The organism is Geminocystis sp. CENA526, from assembly GCF_050753365.1.
Classification (GTDB): domain Bacteria; phylum Cyanobacteriota; class Cyanobacteriia; order Cyanobacteriales; family Cyanobacteriaceae; genus Geminocystis.
On record NZ_JBLZFY010000120.1, the window covers coordinates 1 to 10999 of the forward strand.

Below are 10999 nucleotides of genomic sequence, written 5' to 3' on the forward strand. Positions count from 1 at the left end.
TCAAAACCTTGATTTTTGTCATTTATTCACTCTTCCCTTTTCCCTTTTCCCTCTTCCCTATCTTCATCAAAAGACTTTTTCAGCAACCCCTAATTAGAAACTATAATTGACAACAAATCTAGCCATTTTTTATGATTAGAAAATCAATTATTATGAAAAACAGTGATATTTTTGTAGAAATTAAGTTAAATTTATTTAACGATCGCTATTAGACGTGTAGTGAATTACACGTTGGGATATAGGTTTTCATCAATAACGCGCTGTGTAATAAATTCTACAGCTAATATTTTTCGTTCAATGAATTGAACTAATAAAATGCAATTTTACCCCGACTTTGAAAAAACCCTGCTTCAATAGTCAGGAAATATTTATATTCGACAAAACAGGTTAAGAATAGGTTAAGATAAAATTAAGTCAAAAATTATAGTAATAGTGGGGGGAAAACAATGGTTAACACAATTGTTCAAGAAATCAAAAGAGATTTTCTTTATCCAATTTCACCTTATCACGGGCAAGACTATATCAAAGGCTTTATTCCTAATCAAAAATTGCAGATGTTTACCTCTCAAGTTAACTATATTACCGCTCTACATACCAACGGGAAACTATCTACTTCTCAAGTATGTGAGAAAATGGAGCAGTTATGGAATGAACTTTTATTCGTTGAAGAATAATAGAATAGGACTTACGCAATAATAACCGAAACTTGTCTTTCCGAACTTGCTTCGGAATCTCACAACCTTGATTTTTGGTAAAAATGCCTAGTTTTGATAGACTTCGATCGAATAGATTTTTATTTCCTAGCTTAAAGCAATTTATTTTTCTTGTGATTCCTTAATGTTTCAAGCTACCCGTCGTCGTCTAGCTATTTGGTACACCAGTGTAACTGCTTTCTTACTGATTATTTTTGCTATCGGTATTTATAGTTATGTTTATACTACTCTGCTCGATCGAATTGACGACACCTTAAAACACGTTTTAGAAATAGTTGAGCCTTCCTTAATTATAGAGAGAGTGAGTAAAGAAGAAGGCACATATCAAGTAAACTTAGAAGGTAGTTTTTATCAACATCCCAACGCTACCAATCAAGTGGAAGATGATCATATTGATTTAGAATGGTTTAGTCCTAATGGTGAGTTATTATGGCAAACTTTAGAGTCACCCTTGCCTATTCCCCTGTCTTTTAATTCAGGGGGTAAAACTATTCGCATTTCTGATGATTATTTATTAAGACAAATCACCAAAAGAGTAGAAATTGGGCGTTATGTGTTGGGTTATTTAAGAGTAAGTCATCCTTTATTTGACATTATAAAACCCATTCAACAATTAACTTTTGATTTAAGTTTAGCAATTTTTTTGATGATTCTTTCGGTAGCTGGAATTGGTTGGTTTTTATCGGGAATTGCCATTCAACCTGTGATCGAATCTTACCAAAGTTTAAGACAGTTTACAGCAGATGCTTCCCATGAATTGAGAAACCCCATTGCTACTATTAAAACTAATATTCAAAGCCTTTTATCTTATCCTGAAGTCGATATTAATGAACAACAAAAACAGTTAACAATTTTAGAAAGACTCACAGAAAGATTAGGAAATTTAGTTAATGATTTATTATTTTTAGCTCGAAGTGATAGCGGTATTATTAAACCTAATTTTCAAGAAATTCCTTTAGATGCTCTTCTTTTAGAGGTAGTAGAAGAACAAAAAATTATTGCACAACAAAAAAGTATTAACTTATATTTTACCATCGAAAATAATGATAATATTACCGAAAATTTATTTAATATTAACGGTGATTGGGATGAGATTAATCGTTTATTTACTAACTTAATTAGTAACGCTATTGTTCACAATTTTAAAGAAAATAATCAACAAAATTTATCGATCGAAGTTATCTTAAAAACTATCAAAAAAAATCACAAAAATTATTGTCAAATCCAGATAAAAGATAATGGTATGGGTATAAGGGAAGATATGTTACCCCGTATGTTCGATCGATTTTATCGAGGAGATACTGCTCGTACTAAAGGGGATAATAACTATTATAGTACTGGTTTAGGATTGTCGATCGTCCTTGCCATTGTGGAAAGTCATCAAGGAAAAATCAAAGTGGAAAGTAAAATAAATGAGGGGAGTAACTTTATTGTCACTCTCCCTCTTGTTTGTTGATCATCATTAATTAGGGTTTGCTGAATAAATCAAAAGGTTATTAAAATCAATGGTTTAGGCACACTATCAGCCAACGATATGTATATCGTCGCATACAGGCTAACACATATAGTTCTCTATCGGTAATATTGTCGGCAATATCCATTCTATGAATCGGTTTTCGGCAATACAATTTCTATTTCTCCCTGAGATTCAGATGCCCGTAGTGAGGGCAATAGATATTTCAATTCACCTTCCACTCGACGATTATGTTTTGCTCTAAATAGTCAAATCCTTCGGATTTCCAAAAATTATAAGTAGCTTTTGTGTCACTCCAACTTTCACTTGCTTGTGGAACGATGGCTGATGGCTGTGCCAATGCCTTTAGTTAAGAAGTCATCCAATAAATATTGGAACACAACAAGCTAAGAGAAGATTACAGAATAAGACGATTAAAATCTGATGTGGTTAATGGTTGCAAAAAGCATCAACAATCAGTTATAATGGTTAATTGTATTTTAAGGGTGCGTAGCTCAGATGGATAGAGCAACTGCCTTCTAAGCAGTCGGTCACAGGTTCGAGTCCTGTCGCACCCGTTGAAAATCTTTACATTTTCGCTCTCTCCAGCTTCTCTACGCTACACAGAAGTCTTAATATTTTGCATAATTTTTGCATAAATCAATGACTCAAAAAAAACTCTATCGTCCATCAGATAGCAAAATAACCATCTACGACAATAATGGGTGTATCCTGCTCCGTTTTACCTATAAAGGAAAACCTATCAATCTATCCCTTAATCTTCCAGTTACCCCTGAAAAGAAAGCTATCCAAATCACCAACGACATAATTTTTAATACTTTTGAGGAAGAAAAATATATAGGGAATAGAGGGAAAGAAAAAAAAGATAAGGGGGGCGATTTTATCACTCTATCAGACCTACTCAATTTCTACCATAACCTCAAAAAAGACCCCGACTCCAGCACTCTTGAAAGTCTGCGTATCCTCTAAGTCGATAGGTGTTGACAATTTTTTTCTCAACTTTTATCAATACTTAGAAAACTTATCGGGAGATTTTGATTTGAACGATCGTGGTATTTTAAACATTCAGATTAATAATTTTGAGCCTATTTTTGAAAAGTCAAAAAGTATAAGAAATACGATGAGGCATATAGTAAATTGTCAAGATGAATTAAGTCTGAATACTTCTATTTTAGAAAAATATATTGTCTTATTTGGTCAGATACAATTTATTGGCTTTGATCAAGAAGGAAGACTATATTTTCATCAAGATAATAACAAATATATGATAAATGATATTCAAAAACAATGTAATTCTTTATTGCCTAAACTTTCTAAAAAATTAGACAAAGTAAATAAATCTTTTATGTTAAGTAAAAAATGTTTAACAGATGAATCTTTCCGAGAACAAACTATCAAACAAAGAAAGAAAAACAAGATTAAATTAATTACTTTTAGTGGATTAATTCTCCTCATTATATTATTTATAAGTTGGGTAAGTTATAGACGTGATTCACAAATATTGAATACCCCTTATTCGGGGGATGATAATACTCAAGATTCAGGAGTACAAATTCAAATATAGAAGAGTTAAAATTTTGATTTTGGAGTAAAAAAATGGAAGAATTTGTAGGAGAATGTGTAAAAACATTAGTTATTGAAGGTTACAATAATCTCGATAAACTCGATTCTAAAAATTTTGAAAATAATAAGATTGGAGGAATTTTAGGGGGAATAGTTGGAGGAGGAGCTATTGTAAGTGCTCTTTTTTATAATTATCAAAAAGCAATTTTGGACTTTACTAAAGCCATTGAATTAAAACCTGAATTAGTGGAAGCCTATTTTTACAGAGCTTGTATTTATGCTGACAACAGTGAGTACAATGACGCTATTAATGACTTTAATAAAACTATACAATTACAACCAACTTTTTTAGATGCTTATGAGAATCGTGGTCATGTTTATCTAGCACAAGAAAAATACAAACTAGCCATTTGTGACTATGATAAAATTCTTTCTGATAATAGTGAAAATACCGAAATCATATTTAGGAAGGCTTATTGTTATCTTCAACTAAAAAATTTTCAACTTGCCTTAAATGGATTTTCAGAAGTATTAGATTTAATTCCAGATTCTGCCGAAGCACTATATTATCGTGGATGTATATTTTTTGAGACGGAAAAATATTTAAACGCTCTCACAGATTTCACCAAAGCAAATACAATCGATCCTCAATTAGAAGACGAAATATATGGTTTTAAAATTACGATTTTTATCAAATTAGAAAAATATCAAGAAGCAATCTCATATTGCACAAGTCTGATAGCAAAACACCCGAAAAATATTGATTTTTATTGGATAAGGGCGGAATTATATGAGGAGTTAGAACAATATAAAAGTGCAATTAGTAATTATTCAGAAATAATATTAATATATCCCCATGAAAAAGATGCTTATTTATCTATAGCAAGATGTTATCTTCTAATGAGAAGATATAAAAAAGCCATTGAAAATTATGAGAAAGTGGTTAATTTAGATTCTTTTTGCCTAGATTATTATCTGATTATAGCAGAACTATTTACTAAAATACGACAATATTCGGAAGCAACTAATTGGATGAAAAAAGCCATAAAAAATTTTAAAAATCAGTTAACAAAAGAAGATCAAAAAGAATTACAACAAATGCTTCGAGATATTCAAAAAGAAGAAAATCAATATCTTCCTTGGTGGCAAAAAAAAATTTTTTTAATTGGATAAGACCTACCAGTCCACATAAATTTCCTGAGAAGGCATATCTAAAATTTCCCTTTCGGTATGCTTATACAACATTTTTTGTTTTAAATATAACTTCAAGGCTAACTCTCGCCGATCGGGATGGCAAACATAACCTAAAATCTAATCCACAAGAATATTTTTATCAATCTTCAAATCCATTGCCGTTTTGCGAAGGTGTTTTGATGTTTCTATAGAAATAGTCCCCATAATCTTTAATTATGAAGAGAAGCTAGTTAGGAATGGAAATTGAATAATTTAGTTAAGTTGGATTGTCCCTAGTTCGGTACGAAGCAATCTCTATAGTGCTATTTTTTGGATAATCTTTAGGATTACGAGTAATGATCGCACCTAAATTGTTAAAGAGTGCAGTATAATACTATAGATTATCATTCGTACCTATCAAAAATTATCAGGTGAAAAATTTTAACTGGAATGAAAACAAAAATAACTTATTAATAAAAGAACGAAATATTAGTTTTCCTGAAGTTGTTAAGGCAATTAAAGAAGGAGATTTATTAGATGTAATCGATCATTATAATAAAGAAAAGTATAGCCAACAATCTATTTTTATAATAAAATTAAAAGATTACGTTTATTTAGTTCTCTTTGTTGAAAGTAATCAAGAAATATTTTTAAAAACAATTATACCTAGCAGAAAAATGACAAAAAAATATTTAAGAGGGAATGCAAATGAGTAACTTAAATCAAGAAGAAAAAGATATTTTAAACAGTGTAGAAAATGGAGAATGGCACAGCATAAAGCAAGTAGAAGAAGCAAAAAAGATTTACCAAAGTTATGCTCAAAAATATTTAGAAAAATCCATACAAATAGTATTATCAAGAGAAGATGAACAAAAATTGTCTAACTTAGCAAATCAATTAGGTACATCTCCATCTAGTTTAACAGAAGACATTTTACACAAATATTTACAAGGTTTATTAGTCGATAAAACTGCTTAATATCTTGTTTTTTATCTCGATCGAACCCTTAAAATATCTCTTAAATATGTTTAAATGTGAAATGAAAATATTGAGATATTATAAATTCTTAAACTCTTCCCAATCAAGATCAAGTTGGCGAATAATTTGTCTTAAAGTGCCTAATTTTAAATCTTTATTGCCCCAATCAGGAATTGGCACTACCACCTCATTCTTGGGATTATACCATTTACGATGAGAACCACCTCCTTTTCTGGGAATTTCCTCACATCCCATCTGTTTTAATTTTTTGATAACTTCTTTATATTTCATCAATTTATGCCGAAATGGGTATTAAAGTTTCCGTCCAAATAACAGTCGGTTCTATGATAGGTTGTAAAAAAGCAGGTAAAGGTTTATTGAACTCTTGATAGGCTTCAATTAACGCCGATAAAGCATCGGAAACATTGGGAATCACCTCATCTAGTGTATCCGCTTCGGTAATTAAACTAGGTAATAAAGGACAAGTAACAGTATAACCGCCTTCGGGTTGTGGTTCTAAGATTAATGGTAGTTTATATATATTTTTCATCGTCCTTGAATTAATCATTTCAGATCATCCTATCATAATCCATCATTCACAAGACTATTCGATCGAAACTTAGTTTATGATTTCATTTTTTCTCCGTGAACAAATCAGTTATCATCTACTAAAACCCACATTCCGCACGTCATCTAGTATTATGAGAACATTATTCAAACCGACCAAATTATTGAGAAAAAAATACAGGTAAAAATACTTAATTTTCTTTCGTTGTCCATTCACAATAATGGCTTTCACTATTTGACCAGATGTTACAATTTCTCTTTCATCTACCCCAAGGGCATCATTGATAATTTTTTCAATGCCAATTTCATCAATAATTCCTGCTATTAATCAAAAATGATTAATAGTTTGAACTTGTATTTCTTCAGAAGAACTCATCATCAAAATTCGATTAAAAACTTAATTTAATGATCTCTCAAATTAGGTAAGTTTTCTCCCAATTTATTTAAGTTCTCTCAATTATATAGAGAACTCACCTTTGACAGAGTATTTGTCATTAAAGCATACTTGTCTGTTGTTTGATAACATTTTTTTCGTCTCTAAGCTCATAGTCTCAAGTATTACATTTTGACGTGCGGAATGTGGGTTTATAGAACGTTAGTTCTATTTTTCCCAAAATGAGAATTGCTGTTCTTCCCCCTCTCCCCCTCTCTCCTTCTCATCTCCTTCACTCAGGTTATTTTGAGATGTTTAATTAAGGTTTCTTCACTTAAAGCGGTTTTGAGGTGTTGCCATGGTAAAATTCGATCGAACTCCCATCGATCGTGTACATAATATTCTAAAGGGGGGATTTCTCCTTTCAATTCTTTAAAAGCACGTTTATAGCTTCCTAAACTATCACCATAGTTGCGAGTTAATTCTAAGAGCTTACTTAACCTTCGATCGCCCCTAGAGATTAAAGCCTGTATTACTGACCAATTATAGCTTTCAGGACGAAAGTCCACACCAATTTTCCGCAAATTTTTCTCTAAATATTGCAATCTTTTTTTGCTATCGGCATTCACCCCAAACCATTGAAAAGGAGTATGAGATTTCGGTACAAAAGTACTGCAACCAAGGGTAACTTTAAGTTTAGGTGCAACTTTTTTCACTTGTGCCATCATATCGATAGTGGCATCAATATCGGATAAGTCTTCTTGGGGTAAGCCTACCATACCATAAAATTTGATCGCCTTGAGTCCTCCAGCTTGGGCGTTAATTCCTGCTTGGATTATTTCGTCATTTTCCAGTTTTTTATTGATTAATTTCCTAATTTTAGCAGAACCGCTCTCAATAGCTATGGTTATCGATCGAGTATCTCGTTTTTTGAGAAAATCCGCTAATTTTTCTGTAACGGTATTTGTTCTTACTGAAGCAATACTTACTCTGACATCATCAAATTGTGATTGAGAGAGGTAGTCAATGAGGGTATCGAATTGGGGATGTTGGGTGACGGATGCACCTAATAATCCTAAGCGATTAGTGACTTTTAAGCCTCTTTCGATGGCTGGAATCAAAGAATCTTCTAAACTAGCGGTGCGAAAGGGTAAAGTAAGGTAACTAGCCAAGCAAAAACGACACATTTCAGGGCAACTTCTGACGACTTCCACCATGTAGATATTTTCCCATGCCGATTTTTCTGTTACTACCGTTGATGCGGATAAGACGTTACCTCGATAGGTTTGTTTTTCTACACTATCTGGAATGTCATTATTAATGGGTTTAATACTTTCTATTTTGCCATCTTTTTCTTGATAATTAACATGGTATAAACTAGGGATATAAATTCCTTCTGTTTTAGCTAAATGAGTTAATTTTTCGTTTCTATTATATTGTCTAACTTCTTGATAAATGTTAATAAAATTATCTAATAAATATTCACCGTCTCCTAACAAAATAATATCAAAAAAATCTGCAAAAGGTTCTGGATTTGCGGTAAAAACTGAACCACCACCAAAAATTAAAGGATGATTTTCGTTTCTATCTTTACTATAAATAGGAATGTTTAAAAATTCTAATAAGTTAAGGATATTAACATAGTCTAATTCCCAAGAAAAAGAGAAACCTACTAACTCAGGATTTCTAGGTAAACTTTCGTGAATATCGGTAAATAAGCGACTTACTTCAACATCATTTCTGAGAGAAAAATTTGCCCAAACTAATTGATAACCTAAACTTGTTATTCCCACAGTATATTCATTGGGAAAAGCAAAAATTAAAGGAATAGGATTTAAGTTTTTTTGTACGGGAGTAAATAATAATTTTTCTTGGGCAAAAACATTCATATTAATAATAAAATTTGTTGATATTAAATAAGTCTAAGACTTCCACCGTAATAAAGAAATTTTATCATTGCGAGGCATGAAGCAATCTCCTCTATTTACATTTTTTCCTGATATGTGTAAGTCCAGAAGTCTTTAATTTATCATAACAAAATTTGGTGTTTAAAGGTTTCGATCGAAATTTTTAAAGTGTTAAAGGTGAATCTTTTTGGCTCTTCTACAGTAGTTATGATATTTTAGTATTAAATAATTGTTAAAAGTGTTGATATATAATAGGTTTATAATTTTAAAAATGCAGATATTATAAATTTACAGTTTTAATTTAACCTAACACTTGCCACCTGATACCTGACACCTTTTTTTAGACATAATTTATCATACTCAAAGTAAGAGAGCCGAAATTTTTAAAGTGTTAAAGGTGAATCTTTTTGGCTCTTCTACAGCAGTTATGATATTTTAGTATTAAATAATAATTAAAAGCGTTGATATATAATAGGTTTATAATTTTAAAAATGCAGATATTATAAATTTACAGTTTTAATTTAACCTAACACCTACTACTTAATACCTGACACTTTTTTTAGACATAATTTATCATACTCAAAGTAGAAGAGGCATCTTTTTTAATCAAAAAGGACTAAATTATCTCGATGGATAACGGTTTCAACACCAAAATAACCTAAAATACTGGCAATATCTCCAGATTTTTGCCCTTTAATCTTCGTTAATTCTTCGCTGTTATAGTTAACGATACCTTTACCGATTTCTTGCCCTTGTGCATTAGCTAACTCTACCGCTTCGTTAGCACTAAACTCTCCTTCAATATGGGTAACTCCCGCAGGTAATAAAGATTTGCCGTGATGACATAAGGCTTTGACGGCGCCATCATCTAAATAAATTTTGCCCATAGCTACTAAACCGTTGGCAATCCATCTTTTACGGGCATTTTCGGTTTTGGGTTGTGCGGTAAACTTGGTACCGATCGAATCTCCTGCTAAAATTTTAGATATGTTATCAGGATTTTTGCCGTTAGTGATAACCGTTGTCACTCCTGCACTAGAAGCAATACGAGCAGCTCTTAATTTCGTTACCATTCCCCCTGTACCCCACCCACTACCACTATTTGTGACATCAATTTGTAATTGCTTAAATTCTTCACTATTAACCAAATCAATAGGGGTTGCTGATGGTACAATGCGAGGATCAGCAGAATACAACTTATCCACATCGGTTAATAAAAACAACCAGTCGGCATTAACCAAACTGGCAACTAAAGCGGATAAAGTGTCGTTATCACCAAACTTTAATTCTTCTGTGGCAACGGTATCATTTTCATTGACAATGGGAATTACCCCTAAGTCTAACAACGCACTAAAAGTGTTACTCGCATTAACATAACAACTCCTATCCATCAAATCTCTACGAGTTAGCAATATTTGAGCTATAGGTTGTTTTAAATGGTTAAATAAATCATCATAGACTCTTATCAATCTTCCTTGTCCTACGGCGGCGATAGCTTGTTTAAGGTTAATATTTTTAGGTCGATCGATCATATTTAATCTAGCACATCCTACTCCCACAGCACCCGAAGAAACTAAAATGACTTGATAACCTTGTTGTCTTAAGCTAGTGAGGGTTTCTACTAAAGAAGCGATGGTAGAAAGGGCTAAATTCCCTGATTCTGGGCGAGTTAAGCTAGATGTGCCGATTTTAATAACGATGGTTTTTGCCATAAAAGAAAGTATTAAAAGTTGTAAGTTTTCGATTTTAAGTATTAAAAAACTTGAAAGAAAATATGATTATCGAGGATAGAAGCACGATTTCATTAGAAGCTAAATTTTTTGTAAAATTTTCGATCGAAAATAAAAATCAGTGATAGCTTAAAAATATAAGCAGTAAAAGAGGTAATTCTCTATGTCACAATCTCGATCGTTCCAAAAATCTACCAGTTATGATTTTGAACAAGAAGTATTAAGTAGGTTTCGTTATCTCGTGGGTATCTTACCAGAAGAATGTGGTATTTATAGGGAAACTTGGAACAATTCTACCGTATTGTGTTTGAATTTTGAACATTGTCCTTATTTTTTAGAAATTATCAAGGAAAAAACCGATATTTTAATGACGGAAATTGAACGTTTTAGTTTAGCTACTTGTATTCTATTTCGTCAAGGTAATCAGTTAAAAGCATGGCGACAGATGGGAAGAATTAAGAATTAAGAATTGAAAACCTAGTAATTTTTTGTCTCCCCCCTCTTCCCCCTCTTCCCCCTCT

The 10999-nt window shown here is 31.9% G+C and carries 14 protein-coding genes and 1 tRNA gene; 9 read left to right on the plus strand and 6 right to left on the minus strand.

All coding sequences use genetic code 11. The features are described 5' to 3' along the window. Nucleotides 1-446 precede the first annotated feature (446 nt). Both ACN4EE_RS20000 and ACN4EE_RS20005 read left to right on the plus strand, forming a co-directional pair. Complete coding sequence (locus ACN4EE_RS20000; protein ID WP_431708260.1) at nucleotides 447-674, plus strand: DUF7219 family protein; 228 nt, start codon at nucleotides 447-449, stop codon at nucleotides 672-674. 163 nt (nucleotides 675-837) lie between these two features. After that, nucleotides 838-2169 (plus strand): sensor histidine kinase, encoded by a 1332-nt coding sequence (locus ACN4EE_RS20005; protein WP_431708261.1) that lies wholly within the window; start codon nucleotides 838-840, stop codon nucleotides 2167-2169. A 223-nt stretch (nucleotides 2170-2392) separates the two neighbouring features. Here ACN4EE_RS20005 and ACN4EE_RS20010 read toward each other — a convergent pair whose 3' ends face one another. After that, nucleotides 2393-2527, minus strand: coding sequence for a transposase DNA-binding-containing protein (locus ACN4EE_RS20010; protein ID WP_431708262.1), 135 nt, complete (start codon nucleotides 2525-2527; stop codon nucleotides 2393-2395). Between the two features lie 143 nt (nucleotides 2528-2670). Here ACN4EE_RS20010 and ACN4EE_RS20015 point away from each other — a divergent pair. From ACN4EE_RS20015 to ACN4EE_RS20040, 6 genes are all read left to right on the plus strand, one after another. Beyond that, nucleotides 2671-2744: transfer RNA gene (locus ACN4EE_RS20015), tRNA-Arg, on the plus strand. Nucleotides 2745-2829: 85 nt separating this feature from the next. Next, the gene (locus tag ACN4EE_RS20020) at nucleotides 2830-3156 is read left to right on the plus strand and encodes a hypothetical protein (protein ID WP_431708263.1); all 327 of its coding nucleotides are present in this window, start codon (nucleotides 2830-2832) and stop codon (nucleotides 3154-3156) included. Between the two features lie 70 nt (nucleotides 3157-3226). After that, complete coding sequence (locus ACN4EE_RS20025) at nucleotides 3227-3751, plus strand: hypothetical protein (RefSeq protein WP_431708265.1); 525 nt, start codon at nucleotides 3227-3229, stop codon at nucleotides 3749-3751. 32 nt (nucleotides 3752-3783) lie between these two features. After that, nucleotides 3784-4923, plus strand: coding sequence for a tetratricopeptide repeat protein (locus ACN4EE_RS20030; RefSeq protein ID WP_431708266.1), 1140 nt, complete (start codon nucleotides 3784-3786; stop codon nucleotides 4921-4923). A 431-nt stretch (nucleotides 4924-5354) separates the two neighbouring features. Next, nucleotides 5355-5639 (plus strand): BrnT family toxin, encoded by a 285-nt coding sequence (locus ACN4EE_RS20035; RefSeq protein WP_431708267.1) that lies wholly within the window; start codon nucleotides 5355-5357, stop codon nucleotides 5637-5639. Continuing rightward, the gene (locus ACN4EE_RS20040) at nucleotides 5632-5901 is read left to right on the plus strand and encodes an antitoxin (RefSeq protein ID WP_431708268.1); all 270 of its coding nucleotides are present in this window, start codon (nucleotides 5632-5634) and stop codon (nucleotides 5899-5901) included. Before ACN4EE_RS20035 ends, ACN4EE_RS20040 begins: the two co-directional genes overlap by 8 nt. Before the next feature lie 78 nt (nucleotides 5902-5979). Here the strand turns inward: ACN4EE_RS20040 and ACN4EE_RS20045 are convergent, their stop codons facing one another. From ACN4EE_RS20045 to proB, 5 genes are all read right to left on the minus strand, one after another. Beyond that, nucleotides 5980-6192 (minus strand): type II toxin-antitoxin system HicA family toxin, encoded by a 213-nt coding sequence (locus ACN4EE_RS20045; RefSeq protein ID WP_431708269.1) that lies wholly within the window; start codon nucleotides 6190-6192, stop codon nucleotides 5980-5982. Nucleotides 6193-6196: 4 nt separating this feature from the next. Continuing rightward, a complete protein-coding gene (locus ACN4EE_RS20050; RefSeq protein WP_431708270.1) occupies nucleotides 6197-6451 on the minus strand; it encodes a type II toxin-antitoxin system HicB family antitoxin in 255 nt (84 codons plus the stop codon). A 111-nt stretch (nucleotides 6452-6562) separates the two neighbouring features. After that, nucleotides 6563-6793 carry a DUF4277 domain-containing protein gene (locus ACN4EE_RS20055; RefSeq protein ID WP_431708274.1) on the minus strand — a complete coding sequence of 77 codons (231 nt, stop codon included), beginning with the start codon at nucleotides 6791-6793 and terminating at the stop codon, nucleotides 6563-6565. 344 nt (nucleotides 6794-7137) lie between these two features. Then, nucleotides 7138-8730 (minus strand): B12-binding domain-containing radical SAM protein, encoded by a 1593-nt coding sequence (locus ACN4EE_RS20060; RefSeq protein ID WP_431708271.1) that lies wholly within the window; start codon nucleotides 8728-8730, stop codon nucleotides 7138-7140. Nucleotides 8731-9350: 620 nt separating this feature from the next. Continuing rightward, nucleotides 9351-10460, minus strand: a complete 1110-nt coding sequence (proB, locus tag ACN4EE_RS20065; RefSeq protein ID WP_431708272.1) for a glutamate 5-kinase — start codon at nucleotides 10458-10460, stop codon at nucleotides 9351-9353. Nucleotides 10461-10641: 181 nt separating this feature from the next. Between proB and ACN4EE_RS20070 the strand changes: the two genes are divergently transcribed. Then, nucleotides 10642-10944, plus strand: a complete 303-nt coding sequence (locus tag ACN4EE_RS20070; RefSeq protein WP_431708273.1) for a hypothetical protein — start codon at nucleotides 10642-10644, stop codon at nucleotides 10942-10944. The last annotated feature ends 55 nt before the right edge of the window (nucleotides 10945-10999 follow it).

Coding starts and splice junctions, on each gene's coding strand:
- ACN4EE_RS20030 (WP_431708266.1), top strand. CDS start 3,784: ATGGAAGAATTTGTAGGAGAATGTGTAAAAACATTAGTTATTGAAGGT.
- ACN4EE_RS20050 (WP_431708270.1), bottom strand. CDS start 6,451: ATGAAAAATATATATAAACTACCATTAATCTTAGAACCACAACCCGAA.
- ACN4EE_RS20020 (WP_431708263.1), top strand. CDS start 2,830: ATGACTCAAAAAAAACTCTATCGTCCATCAGATAGCAAAATAACCATC.
- ACN4EE_RS20060 (WP_431708271.1), bottom strand. CDS start 8,730: ATGAATGTTTTTGCCCAAGAAAAATTATTATTTACTCCCGTACAAAAA.
- ACN4EE_RS20040 (WP_431708268.1), top strand. CDS start 5,632: ATGAGTAACTTAAATCAAGAAGAAAAAGATATTTTAAACAGTGTAGAA.
- ACN4EE_RS20005 (WP_431708261.1), top strand. CDS start 838: ATGTTTCAAGCTACCCGTCGTCGTCTAGCTATTTGGTACACCAGTGTA.
- ACN4EE_RS20045 (WP_431708269.1), bottom strand. CDS start 6,192: ATGAAATATAAAGAAGTTATCAAAAAATTAAAACAGATGGGATGTGAG.
- ACN4EE_RS20070 (WP_431708273.1), top strand. CDS start 10,642: ATGTCACAATCTCGATCGTTCCAAAAATCTACCAGTTATGATTTTGAA.
- proB (WP_431708272.1), bottom strand. CDS start 10,460: ATGGCAAAAACCATCGTTATTAAAATCGGCACATCTAGCTTAACTCGC.
- ACN4EE_RS20000 (WP_431708260.1), top strand. CDS start 447: ATGGTTAACACAATTGTTCAAGAAATCAAAAGAGATTTTCTTTATCCA.